Source organism: Tenacibaculum pelagium, assembly GCF_014062345.1.
Taxonomy (GTDB): domain Bacteria; phylum Bacteroidota; class Bacteroidia; order Flavobacteriales; family Flavobacteriaceae; genus Polaribacter; species Polaribacter pelagius.
On the sequence record NZ_JACGLS010000001.1, the window covers coordinates 957,611 to 982,551 of the forward strand.

Annotated in this window: 26 protein-coding genes, 2 tRNA genes and 1 riboswitch; of the genes, 26 read left to right on the forward strand and 2 right to left on the reverse strand. The window is 32.4% G+C overall.

Annotation, left to right across the window (positions count from 1 at the left end; all coding sequences use genetic code 11):
- Nucleotides 1–5 precede the first annotated feature (5 nt).
- From cysD to H3Z83_RS04690, 17 genes are all read left to right on the forward strand, one after another.
- A complete protein-coding gene (gene cysD, locus H3Z83_RS04610) occupies nt 6–911 on the forward strand; it encodes a sulfate adenylyltransferase subunit CysD (protein WP_182124286.1) in 906 nt (301 codons plus the stop codon).
- A gap of 83 nt (nt 912–994) precedes the next feature.
- Nucleotides 995–2,242, forward strand: a complete 1,248-nt coding sequence (locus tag H3Z83_RS04615) for a sulfate adenylyltransferase subunit 1 (RefSeq protein ID WP_182124287.1) — start codon at nt 995–997, stop codon at nt 2,240–2,242.
- 19 nt (nt 2,243–2,261) lie between these two features.
- Nucleotides 2,262–2,612 (forward strand): 4Fe-4S dicluster domain-containing protein, encoded by a 351-nt coding sequence (locus H3Z83_RS04620; RefSeq protein WP_182124288.1) that lies wholly within the window; start codon nt 2,262–2,264, stop codon nt 2,610–2,612.
- 28 nt (nt 2,613–2,640) lie between these two features.
- Nucleotides 2,641–4,743, forward strand: coding sequence for a nitrite/sulfite reductase (locus tag H3Z83_RS04625; RefSeq protein ID WP_182124289.1), 2,103 nt, complete (start codon nt 2,641–2,643; stop codon nt 4,741–4,743).
- A 13-nt stretch (nt 4,744–4,756) separates the two neighbouring features.
- A complete protein-coding gene (gene cobA / locus H3Z83_RS04630; protein WP_182124290.1) occupies nt 4,757–5,524 on the forward strand; it encodes a uroporphyrinogen-III C-methyltransferase in 768 nt (255 codons plus the stop codon).
- A 4-nt stretch (nt 5,525–5,528) separates the two neighbouring features.
- Nucleotides 5,529–6,104 (forward strand): precorrin-2 dehydrogenase/sirohydrochlorin ferrochelatase family protein, encoded by a 576-nt coding sequence (locus H3Z83_RS04635; protein WP_182124291.1) that lies wholly within the window; start codon nt 5,529–5,531, stop codon nt 6,102–6,104.
- Nucleotides 6,105–6,173: 69 nt separating this feature from the next.
- Nucleotides 6,174–7,229, forward strand: coding sequence for an NAD(P)/FAD-dependent oxidoreductase (locus H3Z83_RS04640; protein WP_182124292.1), 1,056 nt, complete (start codon nt 6,174–6,176; stop codon nt 7,227–7,229).
- On the forward strand, nt 7,229–7,561 hold the full coding sequence (locus tag H3Z83_RS04645) for a 2Fe-2S iron-sulfur cluster-binding protein (protein WP_182124293.1): 333 nt from the start codon (nt 7,229–7,231) through the stop codon (nt 7,559–7,561). Before H3Z83_RS04640 ends, H3Z83_RS04645 begins: the two co-directional genes overlap by 1 nt.
- A gap of 1 nt (nt 7,562) precedes the next feature.
- The gene (epsC, locus tag H3Z83_RS04650; RefSeq protein WP_182124294.1) at nt 7,563–8,324 is read left to right on the forward strand and encodes a serine O-acetyltransferase EpsC; all 762 of its coding nucleotides are present in this window, start codon (nt 7,563–7,565) and stop codon (nt 8,322–8,324) included.
- Complete coding sequence (gene cysM / locus H3Z83_RS04655) at nt 8,321–9,235, forward strand: cysteine synthase CysM (RefSeq protein ID WP_246337456.1); 915 nt, start codon at nt 8,321–8,323, stop codon at nt 9,233–9,235. The genes epsC and cysM overlap by 4 nt, the downstream gene beginning before the upstream one ends.
- Before the next feature lie 66 nt (nt 9,236–9,301).
- Nucleotides 9,302–9,406, forward strand: a riboswitch (SAM riboswitch).
- A 51-nt stretch (nt 9,407–9,457) separates the two neighbouring features.
- Nucleotides 9,458–10,453: a homocysteine S-methyltransferase family protein gene (locus tag H3Z83_RS04660; protein WP_182124295.1), complete on the forward strand. Its 996-nt coding sequence runs from the start codon at nt 9,458–9,460 to the stop codon at nt 10,451–10,453.
- A 1-nt stretch (nt 10,454) separates the two neighbouring features.
- Nucleotides 10,455–13,133 carry a methionine synthase gene (gene metH, locus H3Z83_RS04665; RefSeq protein ID WP_182124296.1) on the forward strand — a complete coding sequence of 893 codons (2,679 nt, stop codon included), beginning with the start codon at nt 10,455–10,457 and terminating at the stop codon, nt 13,131–13,133.
- A 41-nt stretch (nt 13,134–13,174) separates the two neighbouring features.
- Nucleotides 13,175–14,131: a methylenetetrahydrofolate reductase [NAD(P)H] gene (gene metF, locus H3Z83_RS04670; protein WP_182124297.1), complete on the forward strand. Its 957-nt coding sequence runs from the start codon at nt 13,175–13,177 to the stop codon at nt 14,129–14,131.
- A gap of 128 nt (nt 14,132–14,259) precedes the next feature.
- Nucleotides 14,260–14,577 (forward strand): thioredoxin, encoded by a 318-nt coding sequence (gene trxA / locus H3Z83_RS04675; RefSeq protein WP_182124298.1) that lies wholly within the window; start codon nt 14,260–14,262, stop codon nt 14,575–14,577.
- 70 nt (nt 14,578–14,647) lie between these two features.
- Nucleotides 14,648–15,568 (forward strand): DUF58 domain-containing protein, encoded by a 921-nt coding sequence (locus H3Z83_RS04680; protein WP_182124389.1) that lies wholly within the window; start codon nt 14,648–14,650, stop codon nt 15,566–15,568.
- Nucleotides 15,569–15,623: 55 nt separating this feature from the next.
- A tRNA-Asp gene (locus H3Z83_RS04685) sits at nt 15,624–15,697 on the forward strand.
- Nucleotides 15,698–15,736: 39 nt separating this feature from the next.
- Nucleotides 15,737–15,810, forward strand: a tRNA-Asp gene (locus H3Z83_RS04690).
- 36 nt (nt 15,811–15,846) lie between these two features.
- Here the strand turns inward: H3Z83_RS04690 and H3Z83_RS04695 are convergent.
- A complete protein-coding gene (locus H3Z83_RS04695) occupies nt 15,847–16,491 on the reverse strand; it encodes an MBL fold metallo-hydrolase (RefSeq protein ID WP_182124299.1) in 645 nt (214 codons plus the stop codon).
- A gap of 227 nt (nt 16,492–16,718) precedes the next feature.
- Between H3Z83_RS04695 and H3Z83_RS04700 the strand changes: the two genes are divergently transcribed.
- From H3Z83_RS04700 to H3Z83_RS04740, 9 genes are all read left to right on the forward strand, one after another.
- Complete coding sequence (locus H3Z83_RS04700) at nt 16,719–17,543, forward strand: prephenate dehydratase (protein WP_182124300.1); 825 nt, start codon at nt 16,719–16,721, stop codon at nt 17,541–17,543.
- Nucleotides 17,540–18,682: a pyridoxal phosphate-dependent aminotransferase gene (locus H3Z83_RS04705; protein ID WP_182124301.1), complete on the forward strand. Its 1,143-nt coding sequence runs from the start codon at nt 17,540–17,542 to the stop codon at nt 18,680–18,682. The genes H3Z83_RS04700 and H3Z83_RS04705 overlap by 4 nt, the downstream gene beginning before the upstream one ends.
- A gap of 1 nt (nt 18,683) precedes the next feature.
- A complete protein-coding gene (locus H3Z83_RS04710; RefSeq protein WP_182124302.1) occupies nt 18,684–19,547 on the forward strand; it encodes a prephenate dehydrogenase in 864 nt (287 codons plus the stop codon).
- Between the two features lie 12 nt (nt 19,548–19,559).
- Nucleotides 19,560–20,642: a bifunctional 3-deoxy-7-phosphoheptulonate synthase/chorismate mutase type II gene (locus H3Z83_RS04715; RefSeq protein WP_182124303.1), complete on the forward strand. Its 1,083-nt coding sequence runs from the start codon at nt 19,560–19,562 to the stop codon at nt 20,640–20,642.
- A gap of 48 nt (nt 20,643–20,690) precedes the next feature.
- The gene (rsgA, locus tag H3Z83_RS04720; protein ID WP_182124304.1) at nt 20,691–21,644 is read left to right on the forward strand and encodes a ribosome small subunit-dependent GTPase A; all 954 of its coding nucleotides are present in this window, start codon (nt 20,691–20,693) and stop codon (nt 21,642–21,644) included.
- Entirely contained in the window at nt 21,645–22,097 is a 453-nt protein-coding gene (gene dtd / locus H3Z83_RS04725) for a D-aminoacyl-tRNA deacylase (protein WP_182124305.1), read from the forward strand.
- Nucleotides 22,098–22,106: 9 nt separating this feature from the next.
- On the forward strand, nt 22,107–22,751 hold the full coding sequence (locus H3Z83_RS04730; RefSeq protein WP_182124306.1) for a TatD family hydrolase: 645 nt from the start codon (nt 22,107–22,109) through the stop codon (nt 22,749–22,751).
- On the forward strand, nt 22,748–23,461 hold the full coding sequence (locus H3Z83_RS04735) for a tRNA threonylcarbamoyladenosine dehydratase (protein ID WP_182124307.1): 714 nt from the start codon (nt 22,748–22,750) through the stop codon (nt 23,459–23,461). Before H3Z83_RS04730 ends, H3Z83_RS04735 begins: the two co-directional genes overlap by 4 nt.
- A gap of 69 nt (nt 23,462–23,530) precedes the next feature.
- Nucleotides 23,531–24,175, forward strand: a complete 645-nt coding sequence (locus H3Z83_RS04740) for a YceI family protein (protein WP_182124308.1) — start codon at nt 23,531–23,533, stop codon at nt 24,173–24,175.
- Between the two features lie 46 nt (nt 24,176–24,221).
- Here H3Z83_RS04740 and lipB read toward each other — a convergent pair whose 3' ends face one another.
- Nucleotides 24,222–24,926, reverse strand: a complete 705-nt coding sequence (lipB, locus tag H3Z83_RS04745) for a lipoyl(octanoyl) transferase LipB (RefSeq protein ID WP_182124309.1) — start codon at nt 24,924–24,926, stop codon at nt 24,222–24,224.
- Nucleotides 24,927–24,941 lie beyond the last annotated feature (15 nt).

Here is a 24,941-nt window from a genome sequence, read left to right on the forward strand (position 1 = left end):
GCATTATGAATACGAATATCATTAGAGTTGGAGCTTTAGAAAGTGAAGCCATATATATTTTAAGAGAAGTTGTCGCACAATTTGAAAAGCCAGTGTTGTTGTTTTCTGGGGGGAAAGATAGCATAACACTGGTGCGACTTGCTCAAAAAGCGTTCTATCCTGCAAAAATACCATTCCCTCTACTCCATGTAGATACAGGACATAATTTCCCTGAAACTATTGAATTCAGAGATCGTTTAGTAAAAGAATTAGGGGTTGAGTTAATTGTACGTAATGTACAAGACAATATCGATGCTGGAAAAGTAAAGGAAGAAAAAGGGAAGTACGCGAGCCGAAACATGTTACAAATCGAAACGTTATTAGATGCCATAGAAGAATTTGGTTTCGATGCATGTATCGGCGGTGCGCGTAGAGATGAAGAAAAAGCAAGAGCAAAAGAACGCATATTCTCCGTAAGAGATGATTTTGGTCAATGGGATGAAAAAAATCAGCGTCCAGAGTTATTTGACATGCTAAATGGTCGTATAGACTTAGGTCAAAATGTACGTGTGTTTCCAATTTCTAATTGGACTGAATTAGATGTATGGTCATATATCCAAAAAGAAAAAATAGAAATTCCATCTATATACTTTGCCCATAAAAGAAAAACGTTTGTAAGAGACGGTTTAATCTGGTCGGCAAATGATGAAGTCGTGTATAGAGAAGATGATGAAGAAATTCAAGAAAGAATGGTACGCTTTAGAACTGTTGGAGATATGAGTTGTACAGCAGCCGTACTATCCAATGCTGTAGACATTGATACCGTTGTAGATGAAATTAGAATTTCTACCATTTCTGAAAGAGGCGCAAGAATAGATGATAAACGATCTGAAGCAGCCATGGAAAAACGTAAACAACAAGGGTATTTCTAAAATTGTTTGCCTGTAGGCTAATAACAAATTAAACAATACAAATTTGCTCAAGGCATATAGCCAACGGCACAAAGACAAAATAAATGAACGTACTAAAAATAGCAACAGCAGGAAGTGTAGATGATGGTAAAAGTACACTTATAGGTAGAATTTTGTACGATACAAAATCACTTACCGATGATAAATTAGCAGCTATAGAAGAGAAAAGTAAACAAAGAGGTTTTGATTATTTAGATTTCTCATTAGCTACCGATGGTTTAGTTGCAGAACGCGAACAAGGTATTACCATAGATGTGGCACATATTTATTTTTCTACACGAAAAACCAGTTTTATCATAGCAGATACTCCTGGACATATTGAGTATACACGCAACATGGTAACAGGAGCTTCCAACTCTCAAACCTCTATTATTTTAGTAGATGCTAGAAACGGAGTTGTAGAACAAACGTATCGCCATTTTTTCATTAATAACCTATTAAGAGTTAAAGATGTAGTTGTTGCAGTAAATAAGATGGATTTAGTTGATTTTTCCGAACAAAAATTTAACCAAATAAAAGGAGAAATTGAATACTTAACTTCAAAAAGCGAATATCAAAATCAGGAAATAACTTTTATTCCTATTTCTGCATTACACGGAGATAATGTAGTTAATAAGTCTAAGAAAATAAGCTGGTATAAAGGACTAAGTTTATTAGATCACTTAGAGAATATTGATACGAAAACTATAGAAAAAACAGCTAAAGCACGTTTCCCAGTTCAAACAGTTGTAAGACCTAAAACTGAAGAAAACCATGATTTTAGAGGCTATGCTGGTAAGTTATATGGGGGAAGTATTGCTGTTGGAGATCAAGTAACCATTTTACCTTCTGCAACAAAATCAAAAGTAAAAAGTATTCATTTTTTCGACCAAGAATATCAAGAAGCATTAAGAGGAAGCTCCATTAATTTAACATTAGAAGATAATGTAAATATTAGTAGAGGAGATATGATTGTTAAGTCTGGAGAAGAACCTCAAGCAATTAAACAATTGGATGCAACTATTTGTTGGATGGATAAAGAACCTTTAAAAGCTTCAGAAAAATACTATATAAAACATGGAGTTAATGATGCACAAGCTAAAATTACCAGTATAGAATCTTTAATTCACACTGATTTTTCAGGTAAAGAAGAAAGCCCTTCTCAATTAGCACTAAATGAGATTGGACAGGTATCATTAAAAGTGAGTAAATCGTTATTTGTAGATCGTTATAAAGACAATAAATCTAACGGAACTTTTATTCTCATAAACCCAAGAACAAATAACACTTCGGGTGTTGGTTTTATTAAATAATTCTTAACTCTTTTAAAAGATGGCAATTATAATAACCGATGAATGTATCAATTGCGGTGCATGTGAACCAGAATGCCCTAACACAGCAATTTATGAGGGGGCTATGGAGTGGAAATTTAACGAAGGAACTTCTTTAGAAGGTAATTTAATTTTACCTAACGGAATTGAAGTAGACGCAAATACAGAACAAGAACCTATATCTGACGAATACTATTTTATAGTGCCAGATAAATGTACCGAGTGTAAAGGTTTTCATGATGAACCACAATGTGCTGCTGTATGTCCAGTAGATTGCTGTGTTCCAGATGAAGATCATATAGAAACAGAAGAAGAATTGCTTAACAAGCAACAATTTTTACACAACGAATAAAGCTTTAATAAGCTAATTATTAGAAATCATGCAAAGTTTTAGAACAGAAATAGAAAATCCGATTGTTGAAAAAGACATCATAGAATTAGAACGTAAAATTCAATTATTCAAAGAAGGAAAAATCGATGAAGAGCGATTTAGAAGTTTACGATTGGCAAGAGGAGTGTATGGCCAACGCCAATTAGGTGTTCAAATGATCCGTATAAAGCTACCTTATGGAAAGGTAACTAGTGAGCAGCTGCATAGAATAGCTGATGTTTCTGATGAATATTCTCGTGGGAGATTACATATCACTACAAGGCAAGATATTCAGATTCATTATGTGAGCTTAGACAGAACTCCTGAACTTTGGGCACAATTAGAAAAAGACGATATCACCTTAAGAGAAGCTTGTGGTAATGCGGTACGAAATGTAACAGCTTCGGAAACAGCAGGAATTGATAGTAATGAACCTTTTGATGTTACTCCTTATGCACATGCAACATTTCAATTTTTCTTGAGAAATCCAATTTGTCAAGAAATGGGTAGAAAATTTAAAATGTCATTTTCAGCAACAGAAAAAGATACTGCCTTAAGTTTTATGCATGATTTAGGTTTTATAGCAAAAACTAAAAAGGTAAACGATACCGAAATAAGAGGTTTTAAAGTAATGCTAGCAGGTGGATTAGGTTCACAACCTCGTCAAGCCGATGTGATGTATGAATTTTTAGAAGCAGATTTACTAATTCCAACAATTGAAGGTGTTCTAAGAGTTTTTGATCGACATGGTGAAAGAACAAAAAGAGCAAAAGCTCGATTAAAATTTTTAGTAAAAAACATTGGGCTTGATGCATTTTTAACCTTAGTTGAAAATGAAAAAAAAGCTCTAGCATATCAATCATATGCCATTGATACAAGTGAATTTGAACAGCCAATAGAGTTTTGTGATAACAAAATTCCTGTAGTTAATATTAAAGACAATGAGGCTTTTAAACAATGGAAAAAAACCAATGTTTTAAAACAAAAACAACCTGGTTTATATGCGATAGGAATTAAAGTTCATTTAGGGGATTTTTATACAGATAAAGCACGATTGTTAGCTGACTTAATAAAAAAGTATGCAGCAAATGAATTACGTTTTACACTACGTCAAAATATTTTAATTCGCCATGTAAGAGAAGCTTTTTTACCCTTCTTCTATACCGAACTAGAAAAATTAGGTTTTACAAAATCTGGATATGATAGTACTGCTGATATAACAGCTTGTCCTGGAACAGATACCTGTAATTTAGGTATTTCAAGTAGTACTGGTATTGCAGCAGAATTAGAACGTGTTTTTAAAACCGAATATCCTCAATACATCAACAATAAAGAAATCACTATAAAAATTAGTGGATGTATGAATGCCTGTGGACAACACAATATGGCTCATATCGGTTTTCAGGGAATGTCTATAAAAGTAGGCAACCTTTTAGCACCAGCATTACAAGTATTAATTGGAGGTGGTGTTGTAGGAGATGGACAGGGACGTTTTTCTGATAAACTCATAAAAATACCTAGCAAAAGAGGACCACAAGCGTTAAGAATATTGTTAAATGATTTCGAATCTAGAAAAGGTGAAAACGAAAGTTATTTAACCTATTATGATAGAAATGGAAAAACATATTTCTATGATTTATTAAAACATTTATCCGATATCACTAATTTAAAACAAGACGATTTTATTGATTGGGGACATGACAAGAATTATGTAAAAGCTATCGGTGTTGGCGAATGTGCAGGAGTAGTTATCGATCTAATTGCAACTTTATTATTTGAAAGTGAAGAAAAAATAGAAAATGCTACAGAAGCATTTAAAGAAAAACAATGGTCAGATAGTATTTATCATTCTTATTCAGCAATTATTAATATAGCAAAAGCCTTACTAACTGCTGAAGGTGCAAAAACAAATACTCAAGCAGGTATTATTACAAATTTTGATGAAGTTTTTATTACTACACAAAAAATTGTGCTACCAACTTCATTTGCTGATTTTGTATATCAAATTAAAAAAAATCAACCTACTGAAGCCTTTGCTAAAAAGTATTTACAAGAAACAAAATCGTTTTATAAAACGATCGATGCTTATAGAAAGATAGTAATCGAGAGTTAAACACATAAGAATTATGAAAAACCTACCAAAATTAACCGTAATTGGTGCAGGACCAGGTGATATAGAATTAATCACATTGAAAGCCTTTAAGGCCTTGAAACAAGCAGATGTTGTTTTATATGATGCTTTGGTAAATTCTGAACTTTTAAGTTATGTACATCCAATGACCGAACTCATTTTTGTTGGAAAACGAAGAGGTTGCTATCGATATCAACAAGAACAAATTAATGAACTTATTGTTGCTAGAGGACATTCTCATGGACATGTAGTTCGATTAAAAGGTGGTGATCCGTTTATTTTTGGAAGAGGTGCCGAAGAAATGGAATACGCAGCAAAACACGGATTAGAAGTAGCTGTAGTTCCTGGTATTTCATCATCATTAGCTGTACCTGCATATCAGAATATTCCTTTAACAAAAAGAGGGAGTTCGGAAAGTTTTTGGGTAATTACAGGAACAACAAAACAACACCAATTATCTAGTGATGTAGCGCTTGCTGCCAAGTCAAATGCTACTGTAGTTATACTAATGGGTATGGGGAAATTAGCTGAAATTGTTTCGCTATTTAAAAAAGAAGAAAAAGGTGATTTACCCGTTGCAATCATTCAAAACGGAACCACAATACATGAAAAAGTTGGAATTGGAACTGTAGACTCTATTGAAGAAGTTGTAAAAGCAAATCAATTGAGTAATCCAGCAATCATTGTACTGGGTGAAGTTGTTAATCATAGGCAACAAATTGAACAAATTAAGCAAGAGGTTGCTTTAAAAGAAGTAGTATAAAATCATGGAAGAAAGAAACAACCTATATCCTATTTTTTTAAAAGTAAAACAACTGGAAGTACTTATTGTTGGTGGTGGTTATGTTGCGGAAGAAAAGCTGTCTTTTTTATTAAAGTCTAGCCCAGATGCTAACGTAACAATGGTTGCTCCTCTTTTTAGAGAGGAAACTATTTCTGTGGCTAAAACGGGAAAGGTTAACATGATAAAAGATAGCTATAAAAGCTCTTATTTAGAAGACAAGCATATAGTAATTACTACTACAGATAAGCCAACAGTTAACATAAAAATATATGACGATTGTAAAGCGCAAAACAAATTGGTAAATGTAGCAGATAACCCGCCATATTGCGATTTCTATATGGGAGGAATTGTTACCAAAGGACATGTTAAAGTAGCTATTTCAACCAACGGAAAATCGCCAACAACAGCAAAACGATTACGTCAGTTTTTTGAAGAAGTAATACCACAAGATATTAATCAACTTGTTCAAAACTTAAATGATTATAGAAAAACTATCAAAGGTAATTTTGAAGAAAAAGTACACACATTAAACAAGTTAACTGAAAATTTAATACGCTAACGTCATTAAAAAAAGCGAAGTAATTCATCAAAAGAAATTGTTATTCATAATGACAAAAAATAGAAGAAAATGATACAAACAGATATATTAATTATTGGAGCAGGTCCTACAGGGCTATTTACCGTATTTGAAGCAGGATTACTAAAACTGCGTTGTCATTTAATAGATGCTTTACCTCAACCAGGTGGACAATGTTCTGAAATTTACCCTAAAAAACCTATTTATGATATCCCTGCTTATCCAGAAATTTTAGCAGGTGATTTAACCAAAAATCTTATGGAACAAATTAAACAATTTGAACCTGGATTTACATTAGGAGAACGCGCTGATACTATTGAAAAACAAGACGATGGCACCTTTATAGTTACTACTAACAAAGGAACCAAGCATCAAGCTCCAGTAGTAGCCATTGCTGGAGGTTTAGGAAGTTTTGAACCTAGAAAACCACAAATAGAAAACATTGCAAAGTATGAAGATCATGGGGTTGAATACATGATTAGAGAACCAGAACTTTATAGAGATAAAAATGTTGTTATTGCTGGTGGTGGAGATTCTGCTTTAGACTGGTCTATCTTTTTAACAGATGTAGCAAAATCGGTTACTTTAATTCATAGAAGAAATGAATTTAGAGGAGCATTAGACTCGGTAGAAAAAGTACAAGAGTTAAAAAACCTAGGTAAAATAAACCTAATTACACCAGCAGAAGTAAAAGGTGTTTTAGGAAAAGAGCATGTAACTGGTGTTGTTATAGAGCAAAAAGGAAGTGAACCTTATATTTTAGATACAGATCATTTTATTCCATTATTTGGATTAGCTCCAAAACTAGGACCAATAGCCAATTGGGGATTAGAAATAGAAAAAAATGCAATTAAAGTTAATAACGCTTTAGATTATCAAACAAACGTTCCGGGTATATATGCTATTGGCGATGTTAATACCTATCCAGGTAAATTAAAGTTAATTTTATGTGGATTTCATGAAGCTACTTTAATGTGTCAGAGTGCTTATAAAAGGATACATCCAGATAAAAAATATGTAATGAAATATACTACTGTTGGGGGAGTTCAAGGATTCGATGGAACTAAAAAAGAAGCTCCTAAAGCAGTGGTAAAAGCAATTGAATAATGGAACAAGATGTAACCATAAAAATAACCGATAGGGACGGTGTAAGTCACGAGGTATTAGCACCGACAGATATGGCAATGAATTTAATGGAATTAGTCAGATCCTATGAGCTAGCTCCAGAAGGTACCATTGGAGTTTGTGGTGGAATGGCTATGTGTGCATCCTGTCAGTGTTATGTAAATTCAAATCATGTATTACCAGAAATGACCGATGATGAAGATGCAATGCTTGCAGAAGCATTTGATGTTAAAGACAATAGTCGTTTAGGATGTCAAATTCAAATAACAAAAGAATTAGAAGGATTAGAAGTTGAACTAGCTCCAGAAGTATAAAATGGCAACAGTAGCAAATACCATAAAAAATTATCATATCTGTTTAAAAGATACCGTAGAAGTGTTTACTAAACACCTCCTCTACTCTCTTTTTGACAAAGAATATAAAATTAGTTATCAAGATAAAATTGAAAACCTATTTCTAACAATAAGTGATAAACTCCAAATAGAAGATTCAGCTACACTTTGGAATACATATCAGCAGTTATTTATTGATATACGTTTAAAGTTAGATTTAGATGCGATTGCTTTTGAAAAGAGTGATCCAGCTTGTAAAAGTTTAGAGGAAGTTTATTTAGCATATCCAGGATTTCATGCTATTGCTATTTATAGATTAAGTCGTGAACTGTATAAATTAAATCAGTTTACTTTTTCAAGAATGATGAGCGAATATGCGCATAGTATAACTGGAGTAGATATTCATCCAGGTGCTATTATTGGCGAATCTTTTTTTATAGACCATGCTACAGGAATCGTCATTGGAGAAACAACTATTATAAAAAACAACGTAAAAATATACCAAGGAGTCACTTTAGGAGGTATTCAAGTAAAAAAAGAATTAGCCGCTACTAAAAGACATCCTACTATTGAAAATAATGTTACCATTTATGCCAATGCTACCATATTAGGTGGTGATGTTATCATCGGAGAAGATAGTATTATAGGGGCTAATGTCTGTGTAACTTCATCCGTTCCAAAAGGTTCAATAGTGACCTATGAATTAGAAAATAAAATAACCACTAGAAAATCATATGTAAAATGACTTTACTAAAAAACCAACCACAAATGAAAACAAAAAGTATAATTGATTTCGTAGGAAATACTCCTTTGGTAGAAGTAACCAATTCCTTTAATAATCCGAACGTTAAACTATTATTAAAGCTAGAAGGAAACAACCCTGGAGGAAGTGTGAAAGATAGAGCCGCCTACTTTATGATTTCTGAAGCTTTAAAAAAGAAGAACATTAAAAAAGGAGATACTTTAGTAGAAGCAACTAGTGGTAACACAGGAATAGCTTTAGCTTTAATGGCAAAAGTTTTAGGAGTAAACATGGTATTAACTATGCCAGAACATGCTACCATAGAACGAGTAAAAACCATGAGAGCTTATGGTGCAGAAGTAATCTTAACTCCCACAGAATTAGGTATGGAAGGAGCTATAGATCATGCTTTGGAATTAAAATATAAAAAAGGATATTTTCGATTGAATCAATTTGATAATTTCGATAACCCTAAAGCACATTACACTACTACTGGACCAGAAATATGGAGAGATACGCAAGGAGAAATTACACATTTTGTTTCGGCAATGGGAACCACAGGAACAATTACTGGAGTGTCAGATTATTTAAAACAACAGAACGATCAAATTAGAATCATTGGTGTACAGCCAAAAGAAGGTGCAAGAATTCCAGGAATTAGAAAATGGTCAGAAGAATACTTACCAGCTATTTTTAAACCACAAAAAATAGATAGCTTTTTAGAGGTAACCCAACAAGAAGCCGAAGAAGGAACTCTTAAACTAGCTAAGCAAGAAGGTATTTTTGCTGGTATGAGTAGCGGAGGTGCATTTGCTTCAGCATTAAAAGTAGCCAACTCTATTGAAGAAGGTGTCGTTGTTACAGTTGTATGCGATCGTGGAGACCGTTATTTATCATCTAATTTATATAAATAGTTATTTTTTATTGGGTTAATAAAAAATAAACCAATAGATTTGTACCATAGTTCATTAACTTAATTGATGTTATCAAGAAAGGTGGAGGGAATAGACCCTTTGAAACCTTAGCAACCCTTTGTGCAAACAAAGAAGGTGCTACATTCTACTGCTTACGCAGAGAGATAACGAAAAGAAGTTTTCTTCCTCTTTTCCTGATAACATAATATTTAATTATCAGGAATGTCAAACATTTATACAGAAATACAAAAACGAATTCTCGTGCTCGATGGTGCTATGGGAACCATGCTTCAGGAATATAAATTTACTGAAGAAGATTTTCGTGGAGAACGTTTTAAAGAATATCCTATACCGCTACAAGGTAACAACGATTTGTTATCTATAACACAACCAGAAGCTGTTAAAGAAGTACATAAAAAATACTTTGCTGCTGGTGCAGATATTGTTGAAACCAATACCTTTTCTGGAACCACCATTGCTATGGCCGATTACCAAATGGAAGATTTGGTATATGAGTTAAACTACGAATCTGCTAAAATAGCAAAAGAAGCTGCAGATGAATTTACGGCAAAAGAGCCTAATAAACCAAGATTTGTAGCAGGTTCTATTGGTCCAACCAATAGAACAGCGAGTATGTCTCCAGATGTAAATGACCCAGGTTATAGAGCCGTTACTTTTGATGAATTAAGAATTGCATACAAACAACAAACAGAAGCTTTATTAGATGGAGGAGCAGATCTTTTATTAGTAGAAACTGTCTTTGATACACTTAATGCAAAAGCAGCTTTATTTGCTATTGAAGAAGTAAAAGAAGAACGACAAATAGACGTTCCAATAATGGTATCAGGAACAATTACAGATGCATCAGGAAGAACACTTTCTGGACAAACGGCGGAGGCTTTTTTAGTATCTATATCGCATTTACCACTCCTATCCGTAGGCTTTAATTGTGCTTTAGGGGCAAACCTGCTACAACCACATTTAGAAGCAATAGCACCAAAAACAGAATTTGCCATATCAGCACATCCAAATGCTGGGTTACCTAATGCTTTTGGAGAATACGATGAAACGCCTGAAGAAATGGCACAACAAATTGAGGAGTATTTAAAAAAGGAACTAATCAATATTATAGGAGGCTGTTGTGGCACTACTCCCAAACATATTACAGCTATTGCAGAAGTAGCAGCAAAATATCAACCAAGAAAAATAACAGTTTAATATGGAGACGGAATGTAAAAAACACATGAGACTAAGTGGTTTAGAACCTCTTATAATCACTCCAGAAAGTAATTTTATAAATGTAGGAGAACGAACCAATGTAGCAGGTTCTCGTAAATTTTTACGATTAATAAAAGAAGAGAAATTTGATGAAGCATTAGCCATAGCACGTCACCAAGTAGATGGTGGAGCTCAAATTATAGACATTAACATGGATGATGGTTTAATAGACGGAAAAGAAGCTATGGTTCGGTTTTTAAATCTTATTGCTGCTGAACCAGATATTTGTAGAGTTCCTATAATGATTGATAGTTCTAAGTGGGAGATTATTGAAGCTGGATTACAAGTTGTTCAAGGAAAATCAGTAGTTAATTCTATCTCCTTAAAAGAAGGAGAAGAAAAATTTATATGGGAAGCCACTCAAGTAAAACGTTACGGAGCTGCCGTTATAGTAATGGCTTTTGATGAAGTAGGACAAGCAGATACCTTTGAGCGAAGAATAGAGATTGCAGAACGTTCTTATAAAATATTGGTGGACATTGTCCACTTTTCACCAGAAGATATAATTTTTGACCTAAATATTTTCCCAGTAGCAACGGGAATGGAAGAGCATAAAAAAAATGCAATCGATTTTATTGAAGCTACACGTTGGGTTAGAAATAATTTACCTCATGTTAGTGTAAGTGGTGGTGTAAGTAATGTTTCTTTTTCATTTAGAGGAAACAATGCCGTTCGTGAAGCCATGCACACTGTGTTCTTATATTATGCAATAAAAGCAGGTATGAACATGGGAATTGTAAATCCAACCATGTTAGAAGTTTACGACGACATTCCCAAAAATCTATTGGAACATATTGAAGATGTTATTTTAGATCGAAGAGAAGATGCAACGGAGCGATTATTAGATTTTGCTGAAACGGTAAAAGGTAAAAAGAAAGAAGATGACACCACCATTTTAGAATGGAGAAACTTGCCTTTACAAGAAAGAATAACGCATTCCTTAGTAAAAGGTATTGATGCATTTATTGTGGAAGATGCAGAAGAAGCTCGATTAAGTGTTGAGAAACCCTTACATGTAATTGAAGGTCATTTAATGACGGGAATGAATGTAGTAGGTGATTTATTTGGAAGTGGAAAAATGTTCCTACCTCAGGTAGTGAAGTCTGCACGTGTAATGAAAAAAGCGGTAGCGTATTTAAATCCATTTATAGAAGCTGAAAAAGGAGAAGAACAGCAGGCTTTAGGAAGAATTTTAATGGCTACTGTAAAAGGCGATGTACACGATATAGGAAAGAATATTGTATCGGTAGTATTGGGTTGTAACAATTACGAAATTATCGATTTAGGGGTTATGGTTCCACCAGAAAAGATTATAGAAACGGCTAAGCAAGAAAAGGTCGATGCTATAGGTTTAAGTGGTTTAATTACTCCTTCGTTAGATGAAATGGTCTATTTAGCTAAAGAGATGGAGCGTGAAAATCTAGACATTCCGTTGTTAATTGGTGGTGCTACTACATCTAAAGCTCATACAGCAGTAAAGATAGATACACAATATAAAAATGCGGTTGTTCATATAAACGATGCTTCAAGAGCAGTTACTGTAGTTGGAGATTTACTTAACAAAAAGAGTAGTAATGAATATGTAACTAAACTTAAAAAAGACTATGAAGAATTTAGAGATAAGTTCTTAAAGCGAGGTAAGGTTAAATCGTACGTAAGTATTGAAGAAGCTCGTAAGCGTAAGTTTTCAATTAATTGGGATGAGGCAGCGATTAATAAACCAAAAGAGTTAGGAATTCAAACTTTAGAACAGGTCAGTTTAAAAGATTTGATTCCGTTTTTTGATTGGTCTCCGTTTTTTCGTTCTTGGGATTTACACGGAAAGCTTCCTAACATTTTAGAAGATGAGTTGGTAGGTGAACAAGCAACTAGTTTATACCAAGATGCTCAAGAAATGCTTAAAGAAATTATAGCAAATCAATCACTAAAGCCAAAAGCAATTTTTGGTTTGTTTGAAGCAAATACCATTAACGATGATGATATTTCTGTTCAGAAAAAAGGAAAAGAAATAGCGGTTTTTAGAACACTTCGTCAGCAATTGCAAAAGAGAGAGGGGAAGTCTAATTATGCTTTGGCAGATTTTATAGCTCCTAAAGAATTAGGTAAAACAGATTATATAGGTAGTTTTTGTACCGCTGTTTTTGGATCTGATGAATTGGCAAATAAGTATAAAGACCAACAAGATGATTATAACGCCATTATGGCTCAAGCTTTGGCAGATCGTTTTGCTGAAGCCTTTGCAGAATATTTGCACCATAGGGTGCGTACGCAACATTGGGGCTATGCAAGTAATGAAGACTTGAGTAACGAAGAATTAATAAAAGAAAGTTATAAAGGAATTCGTCCAGCTCCAGGTTATCCAGCTTGTCCAGACCATTTAGAAAAAGAAACCATTTGGCAATTATTAGATGTGGAAGAGCGTATAGGAGTTAGCTTAACAGAAAGCTTGGCTATGTGGCCGGCAGCAGCAGTTTCAGGATATTACTTTGCTAATGAACAAGCTAGTTATTTTGGTTTAGGAAAGATAACCGATGATCAGGTGCGAGATTTTGCTAATAGAAAAGAAATATCCTTAGAAAAGGCAAGAAAATGGTTGCACCCGAATATTGCAGAAAAATAAAGATTAAATACAACTAGAGCTTAGTGCTCAAAACGAGAATAATGAAAGTAACTGAACATATAAAACAAGCAAATGGAGAAACGCTGTTTTCCTTTGAAATATTACCCCCGTTAAAAGGACAACATATACAATCTATTTTCGACAATATAGATCCTCTGATAGAATTTAAACCGCCCTTTATAGATGTTACCTACCACAGAGAAGAATACACTTATAAAGAACTTGAAAATGGACTATTAAAAAAACAAGTCGTTAAAAAGCGTCCTGGAACCGTTGGAATTTGTGCTGCTATTCAAAATAAATATCAAGTAGATGCGGTACCACATATTCTTTGTGGAGGCTTTACAAAAGAGGATACTGAAAATTTTTTAATTGACTTAGATTTTCTCGGTATTGATAATGTTGTTGCGTTAAGAGGAGATGCCGTAAAAAGTGAAACCTATTTTAAACCTGAAAAAGACGGACACCAATATGCAAGTGAATTAGTATCTCAAATTCAAGACTTAAATAAAGGAATCTACTTGGATGATGAACTTCAAAATTCGTCTAAAACAGATTTTTGCATTGGTGTTGCTGGTTATCCTGAAAAACATATGGAAGCTCCGAGTTTAGATTCAGATATTCATTTTTTAAAAAAGAAAATCAAAAACGGTGCTACGTATATTGTAACTCAAATGTTTTTTGATAATCAGAAATATTTCGATTTTGTAGCAAAATGTAGAAAAGAGGGAATTACAGTTCCGATTATTCCTGGGTTAAAACCAATATCAACACAAAAACAGTTAAACTTAATTCCACATCGTTTTAAAGTAGATTTACCAGATGATTTAATAATGAGTGTTGTAAAATGTAAAGACAATAAAACTGTAAGACGAGTTGGAGTTGAATGGTGTATACAACAAAGTAAAGAGCTAATTAAAGCTGGAGTGCCATTACTTCATTATTATTCTATGGGTAAATCAACTAATATTCAACAAATAGCAAAAGAAGTTTTTTAATTGTAAGGAAATAGAAACTATTGATACTATGATAGTAAAAAGTAATTTTTGTAAAATTGCATTGGCAAAATATTTGTTTACTTTTGTAGCATAGAAACAAGACATTAACTTAATTAAAACATAATAAAATGGCATTAGAAATTACAGATGCAAACTTTGACGAGATAGTATTAAAATCAGACAAACCTGTATTGGTTGATTTTTGGGCAGCTTGGTGTGGACCTTGTAGAATGGTTGGACCAATCGTTGATGAAATTCATACTGAATACGATGGTAAAGCTGTTGTTGGTAAAGTTGACGTTGACAACAACCAAGAATTTGCTGCTAAATACGGAGTTAGAAACATCCCTACTGTTTTAATCTTTAAAAACGGAGAAGTTGTAGATAAGCAAGTTGGTGCTGCTCCTAAAAAAGCATATACTGATAAAATTGATGCTGCTTTATAATAAAGTACATTTATAATATATCTTAAAAGGTTTGGCTATCGCTGAACCTTTTTTTATTTTCGGAACTATTATGATTGATTTAAATAATACTTCTTCCGAAATTAAAAACTTAGAATTGCTTGCCAAACAAGTAGTAGAAGGTTTTATTACTGGAATGCATAAAAGCCCATTTCATGGATTTTCTGTTGAATTTTCTGAACATAAGCTATATAATAAAGGAGAAAGTACGCGTCATATAGATTGGAAATTATTTGCAAAAACAGAAAAGTTATATACTAAAAAGTACGAAGAAGAAACTAATCTACGTTGTCATTTAATTATTGACAACTCTGCTTCAATGCACTACCCTATTGTTAAAAATCAATCTATTGGTAACTTAAATAAAATAGGTTTTTCAGCAGTTGCTGCAGCTTCTTTAATGGACATCTTAAAAAGACAACGAGATGCTGTTGGATTAAGTATTTATGCTGATACTTACGAATATTATGCACCTGAGAAAGGAAGCGAACGACACCGAAAAATGTTGTTAAATCAACTTGAGCAATTATTGGTTTCTAATTCAACCTCAACAACAGAAACTTATCAATATTTACATGAAATAGCCGAAAAAATTCATCGTCGCTCTTTAATTTTCTTGTTTACCGACATGTTTCAAACAACAAAAAAAGAAGATGAGCTTTTTAATGCTTTAAGACATTTAAAGTTCAACAAACACGAAGTAGTATTATTTCATACGTACGATAAAAAAACAGAGTTTGAATTCGATTTTGACAATACTCCTAAAAAATTTGTAGATGTTGAAACTGGAGAGGAAATAAATTTATATGCTGAAAACATACAAGAAAACTATAAAGAACTAAGCAACTCTTTTTTCAAAAATCTAAAAAACAAATGTTTACAATATAAAATAGATTATATACCTGTTGATATTAATGAAGGTTATACTAAAATTCTTACCTCATATCTTATTAGTAGGCAAAACTTTTTATAATATTTCTCTTTTATATTTAAAAAAAGATTATATATTTGCATCCGCTTAGAGCAACGGTCTGGTAGTTCAGCTGGTTAGAATACATGCCTGTCACGCATGGGGTCGCGGGTTCGAGTCCCGTCCAGACCGCTAAAGTTTATCTAAGTAAAATACATTGCTAAATGCAACGGTCTGGTAGTTCAGCTGGTTAGAATACATGCCTGTCACGCATGGGGTCGCGGGTTCGAGTCCCGTCCAGACCGCAAAAAGCTTCTCAAAATTGAGAAGCTTTTTTCTTTTTACAATATTATTTGTTCTTGATTAGCAACCCAATTCACCACACTCATAATATCTTTTTTGGCTTTTCCTAAAACAAATGGATTCCCATGACCTGATAAAACAGTATAATCATCATCAAAAAAATCTAAAACTTTTACTACGTTTTTAAGATGATGTTCAGTATTAGAGTGCATAAAATCTGAACGACCAATAGAATTCTCGAAAATCAAATCTCCTGCAATTAATAACTTCTCCTCCTCGCAATAAAAAATTGAAGAGTCTGGGGAATGTCCAGGAGTATGTATTGTTTTAAACTCCCTCTCTCCTATTTTAAAAGAAAACTCTTCTCCTTTAAAAACAACTTCAGCTTCTTTGCAAGAAATAGCTTTAAACTGTGGAAAAAAACCAGAAGTATTCATCATTGGATCCGTTAACATCAGTTGACCTTCTTCCTGAATTACTACATCACATTGATATTCATTCCGTAAATCTTTTAAAACCTCAATATGATCAACATGCCCATGAGTAATAATAATATTTTTAGGCCTAATAGCAACAAATTCTTTAATTGCTATATCAGATGCATCAATAATTACCGACTCACCATTACTTTCGATATAATAAGTATTTGTTGTCCAATGCGAAATAACGCGCTCAATATTCATAAGAAATAATTTTTAGCGAAGATAATTTGTTTTTCTAAAATTAATTTCTAAGATTTGTCTCGTACAAAGAACACAAATACAATGATGTTACAAAACGTATGGCAAGGTTTCTATTTTTACTTTTACTTTTTTAGTAAGAGATGAGACTTTGTATCGTATTGTTAAACAACAAATAATACAAACTAATCAAAGTCTCGAATTTATCGAGGCTTTTTTTTTGATTCAAAATGAAAAGAATAGCCATTCAAGGAATACAAGGAAGTAATCATCATATAGTTGCCCAAAATTATTATGGGGACAATATTGCTTTAGACGAATGTTTGTCTTTTGACACCTTGGTAGATAGTTTACTCAATCAAAAAAGCGAACAAGCAATTATGGCTATTGAAAACACAATCGCTGGTTCGATAATTCCTAATTATGCATTAATAGACAAAAATAACCTTCACATATCTGGCGAATACTACCTACCCATTCATCATCATTTAATGGTTTTACCAAACCAAAAAACTGAAGATATTAAAGAGGTGTGTTCACACCCTATGGCACTTTTACAATGTAAAGAGTTTTTTAAACAGCATAAGCACATTAAACTTATCGAAGATGTAGATACTTCTGCTGTAGCAAAACGTATTTCAGAAAAAAAACTAAAAGGAGTTGCAGCAATAGCTCCTAAAATAGCTGCAGAAATTTTTAATCTTGAAGTTATTGAAGATGAAATACAAACAATTAAAAACAACGCTACAAGATTTGTAATTCTACAAACTTCTAAACCGCATAATGGAAAAAGTGAAATAAACAAAGCTTCTTTAAAGTTTGAATTAGATCATAAAAGAGGAAGTTTAGCTACTATTTTAAATGTAATGAGCGATTGTAAATTAAATCTAACTAAAATTCAATCATTACCAAAAATTGAAACCCCATGGAAATACGCCTTTTTTGTTGATGTCACTTTCAATACTTATGAAGATTACGACAAAGCAAAATCTATTATTAAAATTATGGCTGAAGACTTTAAAGTTTTAGGCGAATATAAAAACGGAAGAATATGATACAATTTGCAAACCGTTTAAACAGTGTACAAGAATACTACTTTTCTAAAAAATTGAGAGAAGTACGTCAATTAGCTACTGAAGGAAAACCTATTATTAATATTGGAATTGGAAGTCCCGATTTACAACCTCCAAGTTCAGTAATTGAGGCAATAAAAAACAGTTTATTTGAAGATGGAGCTCATAAATACCAAAGCTACCAAGGACTTACTGAATTTAGAAAAGCAGTAAGTAGTTTTTATCAAAGAAATTATGATGTAGCGCTAAACTCAGAAAACGAAGTACTTCCTCTAATGGGAAGTAAAGAAGGAATTATGCATATTTCTCTAGCTTTTTTAAATAAAGGAGATCAAGTCTTAATTCCTAACCCTGGATACCCTACGTATAGTTCTGTAACCAATTTAATTGGAGCTACCCCAATTTTTTATGAGTTAGATTCAAATACAAATTGGCAACCTAATTTTAGTGAATTAGAAAAACTAGACACCTCTAAAATTAAACTAATGTGGGTAAATTACCCGCATATGCCAACAGGTGCCAAAGCAACTAATGATACTTTTGAAAAATTAATTGCATTTGGAAAAAAACATAATATTGTAATTGTAAATGACAATCCATATAGTTTTATTTTAAATGATAATCTTCAGAGTATTTTAAAAGTTAACGGAGCAAAGGATATTGCACTTGAACTAAATTCATTAAGTAAATCGTTTAACATGTCGGGTTGGAGGGTTGGAATGCTTTTAGGCAAACAAGAATTTTTAACTGAAGTTTTAAAAGTAAAAACTCAAATGGACTCTGGAATGTTTTACGGAATTCAAAAAGGAGCGATTGAAGCTTTACAGTTATCTAACGATTGGTTTAAGCAATTAAATTCGGTTTACACTGAAAGAAGAGAACTTGTATGGGCTTTAGCTGACAAGCTAAAATGTACGTACCATAAAGACAATTCCGGAATGTTTGTATGGGCAAAACTACCTTCAAACATTACATCAGAAAAAATGATTGATGATTTATTGTACAACAAAAACATCTTTGTTGCGCCAGGTACAGTTTTTGGCTCGAAAGGAGAAGGGTACATTCGATTTTCGTTATGTGTTCCAAAAGAAAAAATTAAAGAAGCAATCAACAGAATATAACATGAATGTATTTATCATAGGACTCGGTTTAATTGGAGGTAGCTTATCTCTAGACATTCAACAAGAATTTAAAGAAGCTACCATTTATGGAATAGATACTAATGAAGAGCATATAGAAAAAGCTTTAGAACTAGGAATCATTCATGAGCAAGCAGTAATATCTGAGATGAAAAATGCGGATATAGTTATTATTTCTATACCTGTTGATGTTTCTTTAGACATCATCTATCAAACATTAAATACTGTGTCAGATAATTGTTTGGTAATAGATGTGGGCTCGACTAAAGAACAAATATGTAAAGCCTTGGAAAACCACCCTAAGAGAAGAAATTTCTTAGCTACGCATCCTATTGCAGGAACTGAGTTTTCAGGACCAAATGCAGCTCTAAAAAACTTATTTATTGGTAAAACAAATATTATTTGTGAAGTAGAAAAAACAGCTTTTAAGCTACAAGAAATAGCCTTAGATATTTTTTCAAAACTAGGAATGCGTATTCGTTATATGGATGCAAAATCTCATGATAAACACATTGCTTATGTATCGCATCTATCACATATAAGTTCTTTTATGTTAGGAAAAACAGTTATCGAGAAAGAAAAAAATGAGCGCGATATTTTCGACATGGCAGGTAGTGGTTTTGCCTCAACAGTACGTTTAGCAAAAAGCTCACCAGCCATGTGGACACCAATCTTTGAACAAAACAAAGGAAATGTAATTGAAACTTTAAATGAGTACATTCAAAACCTACAACAATTTAAAACTTTAATAGAACAAAATAATTTTTCAGAAATTTACTCTGAAATGGAAAACACAAATCATATAAAACAAATTTTAAACGGAATTCAAGAAGTTAGCCTTCAATAATTAAAACATAAAATGGAAAATACAAAAGAGTTAAAAACATGGTTAAATGATTTCGGTTTAAATCATCCATTAGTTATAGCAGGACCTTGTAGTGCAGAAACAGAAGAGCAGGTATTAAAAATTGCACATGAATTAAAAGATACTGATGCTACAGTTTTACGCGCAGGAATTTGGAAACCAAGAACTAGACCTGGTAATTTTGAAGGTGTTGGTGCACTAGGTTTAAAATGGTTGCAAAAAGCAAAAAAAGAAACCGGAATGTTAACTGCAACAGAAGTTGCGAATAAAGATCATGTAAAACTAGCATTAGAACATGATATAGACATCTTATGGATTGGAGCTAGAACAACGGTAAGCCCATTTATTGTTCAAGAAATCGCTGATGCCTTAGAAGGAACTGATAAAATTGTATTAGTTAAAAACCCTGTAAACCCAGATTTACCTTTATGGCTAGGCGCTATCGAGCGTTTATATACTGCGAACATTAAAAAACTTGGAGTAATTCATCGTGGGTTCTCAACCTACGAAAAAACTAGATACCGCAACAATCCTGAATGGCAAATTCCTATTGAATTACAAAACCGTTTTCCAGATTTACCATTAATTTGTGACCCTTCTCATATTGCTGGTCGTCGTGATATTATTTTTGACATTTGTCAAACAGCTTTAGATTTAAATTTTGATGGATTAATGGTAGAAACTCATTATGACCCAGACAATGCTTGGAGTGATGCAAAACAGCAAATTACACCTTCATCTCTTGTTCAAATGATGGTAGATTTAAAGGTAAGAAAAGCTACAGATACTGAAGCAGATTATAGAAATGCATTAAACACACTTCGTACGCAAATTGATGTTGTTGATCATCAGTTAATTGAAATGTTAGGTAAGCGAATGAAAATAGCAGATTCAATCGGTGAACTGAAAAAAGAGAAGAATGTTGCCATACTTCAAACAAAAAGGTGGAATGAAATTTTAGGTAAAATGATTCTTGAAGGAGAAGGGAGAGGTTTAAGTGAAGAATTTATTTTAAAAATATTTAAAGCTATCCATCAAGAAAGTATCAATCATCAAGAAAAAATAATTAACAACTAAACAATTCCCGCTTTTTGCGGGAATCTTTTTTATTCTCATCTTTGTTCTATGATAGGAATCGTTTACAAATCAACTGGAAGCTGGTATTTAGTTAAATCTGAAGACACTTCATACAAATGCCGAATCAAAGGAAAGTTCCGTTTAAAAGGAATTAAAAGTACAAATCCGATTGCAGTTGGCGATAAAGTTGATTTTGATCTTGAAACAAAGAACAACGAAGAAACTGGAGTTATCACTAATATTTATGAACGAGATAATTTTATTGTTCGTAAATCTGTAAACCTATCAAAGCAAACACACGTTATTGCTTCGAATATAGATCAAGTTTTTTTACTAATCACTATAAACAACCCTCCTACTTTTACCACTTTTATCGATCGTTTTTTAGTAACTGCAGAAGCTTACTCTGTAAAAACAATTTTAGTTTTTAACAAAATAGATTCTTACGAAATTGAGCAACGCGCTGAGATTTTATATTTAAAAGATATTTATGAAGCAATCGGTTATCAATGCATTGAAGTTTCTGCAACTCAAAATAAAAATGTAGATAAAATTAAAGAATTGATGCTGGGTAAATCATCAATGTTTGTTGGACATTCTGGTGTTGGAAAAACAACTTTAGTTAATGCAATAGAACCTTCTTTAAATTTAAAAACTAAAGAAATTTCTGAGCAATACAAACAAGGAAAGCACACTACAACCTTTGCCGAAATGTTTGATTTAAGTTTTAATGCTAGAATTATTGATACTCCAGGAATTAAAGGATTTGGTGTTGTTGATATGGATAAAGATGAATTAGGAGACTACTTCCCAGAATTTTTTGCCTTAAAACAAAACTGTAAGTTTAATAATTGTATTCACGTAAACGAACCTAAGTGCGCAGTAAAAGATGCACTAGAAAACGATGAGATTTCATGGTCTCGCTATAAAAGTTATTTACAGATTTTAGAAGGTGAAGAAGAGCACTACAGAACCGATGTTTGGGAAAAAGACAAAGAATAAATGAAAGCAGTAATTCAAAGGGTTACAAAAGCTAGCGTAACTATTGAAGGCGATAAAGTTGCCAATATTAAAAGTGGATTATTAATTTTACTAGGAGTAATTGATGATGACACACAGGAGGATATTAACTGGTTATCTAAAAAAATCGTTAACCTTCGCATTTTTAATGATGAGAACAATGTAATGAACAAATCATTAATCGATATTAGTGGCGATGCTATCATTGTAAGTCAATTCACCTTGCATGCATCAACTAAAAAAGGAAATCGTCCTAGCTACATAAAAGCAGCAAAACCAAATATTGCGATTCCACTTTATGAGCTATTCTTAAAACATTTTGAGACTGATTTAGGCAAAAAAGTTCAAACTGGTGAGTTTGGTGCTGAAATGAAAGTAGAATTACTTAATGATGGACCTGTTACCATTATTATCGACACCAAGGATAAAATCTAGGTTTTAGTAATGAAATTTATTGATATTCATACACACAATTTATCTAATCAAAATGATATTTTTGAAATCGAAAACTGTTTTCCTAATACCACAGAGTTTAAAAATTCATTTTCTATAGGAATTCACCCGTGGTATATTAGTAAAGAAAAAATAGAAGAAGAATTATCTTTTATTGATAAACAATTACAACTAGATAATTGTTTTTCTCTAGGAGAATGTGGTTTAGATAAGCTAACTGAAGTAGACTTTGAATTACAAATAGATGTATTCAAAAAACAAGTTACACTCTCTGAAAAACATAAAAAACCTTTAATAATTCATTGTGTAAAATCATTTCAAGAAATTATACAATTAAAAAAAGAGCTAAAACCAAAACAACCATGGATTATTCACGGGTTTAATAAAAACACACAAGTTGCTTTATCATTAATCAACAATGGAATATTTTTATCCTTCGGAAAATCATTACTTCTTTCTGAAAAAACACAAGATACTTTTTCTAAAATTCCATTAGATAAAATCTTTTTTGAAACAGATGATAATGAAATAAACATTAAAGATGTTTATCAAAAAGCAGCTATGATAAAAGATTTAAAAACAGAAAAACTAAAAGAAATTATACATCAAAATTTTAATAGCATATTTATAAAATGAGTTGGTTAGAAAGAACAGAATTACTGGTTCAAAAAGAAGGAATTGAAAAACTAAAAAAAGCAAATATTTTAATTGTTGGCTTAGGTGGAGTTGGATCATTTGCTGCTGAGTTTATTGCAAGAGCTGGAGTAGGAAAAATGACTATTGTAGATGGTGATGCTTTTGATGAAACAAATAAAAACAGACAATTACCTGCACTTGACAGCACCGTTGGAGAATCGAAAACCAAGGTTATTGCCGAACGAATCAAAGACATTAATCCTGAAATTGAATTAACAGTTTTAGAAGAATTTCTTTCTCCCGAAAGAGCCTTTGGAATTGTAGATAAAAAATACGATTATGTTTTAGACTGTATTGACAGCATTACACCTAAAATAAATCTGATCGTTGCAGCTAAGCGAAAAAAAGTAAAACTAATAAGCTCAATGGGGGCTGGAGGAAAATTAGATGCTAGTAAAGTTGTAGTTAAAGACATTAGCAAGACTAAAAACTGCAAAATGGCTCGTGCTCTAAAAAAGAGATTAAAAGACAGAAAAGTTAATAAAGGTATTGCTGCTGTATATTCAGAAGAAGTACAAATTCCGAATAGTCTAAAACTAACTGACGGTACAAATTTTAAAAAATCATACTACGGAACCATTAGTTATATGCCAGCTGCGTTTGGTTTACAAGCCAGCTCTTATGTAATTAATAAAATCTTAACACAATAATAATTTCCGTGGGAACTATTTTTTATTTACATTTGTTCTAAATAATTCAATTATTAAAAATCAATCATAATGAAAAAATCAATTTTAGCAATTGCATTTGTTGCTTTAGCTGCTGTTTCTTGTAAAACAGAAAAAAACAAAGTAACTGCAAACGAAGAAGTAAAAGACATTAAAAAAGTAGAAAACGTAATAAATTCATACAAAGCAAATGTTGCTGAATCTACTGTTACTTGGAAAGGAAGCAAGCCAACTGGTTCTCATAACGGAGTTGTTAGTTTAACGAGTGGTTTATTAGATATCGAAAATGGAGCTCTTAAATCTGGAGAGTTTACAATTGATATGACTTCAATTTCAAATACTGATATGGAAGCTGGTAAAGGAAAAGAAGATTTAGAAAAGCACTTAAAAGCTGGAGACTTTTTTGATGTAGCTAAATTCCCTACTGCAAAGTTTGAAGTTGCTAGTTCTGAAATGAAAGACGGGAAATTACAAGTTACAGGTAACTTAACTTTAAGAGGAACTACAAAAAGTATTACTATACCAGCTACAATTTCTGAAAATGATGGTACTGCTACTTTTAAAAGTGATGTTTTTAGTATTGACAGAACTGATTTTGGAGTTACTTACAAGTCTAAGAAAATTGACGCTGCTTTAAAAGACAAATTCATTAACGATTTAATGGAGATTTCTTTTGACATTAAAGCTCAAAAATAATTTTAGCTTATAAATAAAAAAAGGGTTGACAATGTCAACCCTTTTTTTATTCTACTATAAATTCTTCAACTTGAAACAATTCTTTAAAATGTTTTAGAATTTTTTGCTTCACCTCAGCTTCTGAAACTTTTTTTCCAAGCTCAACCTCCATAGAAGTAACAGCCTTTCCTCTAATTCCACAAGGGATAATATTATCAAAATAACCCAAATTAACATTGACATTTAATGCAAATCCGTGCATAGTTACCCAACGGCTTGCTCGAATACCCATAGCACATATCTTTCTAGCAAAAGGGGTTTCAACGTCTAACCAAACCCCGGTTTCCCCTTCACTTCTATCTCCTTTTAATCCATATTCTGCAATTGTTAAAATAATCGCCTCTTCTAATAAACGTAAATACTTATGTATATCAGTGAAAAAATTTTCTAAATCTATAATTGGATAACCAACAATTTGTCCAGGTCCATGATAGGTAATATCCCCTCCTCTATTTATCTTATAAAAAGTAGCTTCTTTTTCTTTTAATTGCTCTTCATTCAATAATAAATTACTTATATCTCCTGATTTGCCTAAAGTATATACATGCGGGTGTTCAACAAACAAAAAGTGATTTGGTGTTACAATTTCAGTATCTTCATTTCTCTTCTCTCTTTTTAAAGAAACAATACCATCTAAAATTTCAGTTTGAAAATCCCAAGTCTCCTTGTAATCTTTAGAACCTAAATCTCTGATTATAATATTTTTATTCATATTTTCGCTAAATAT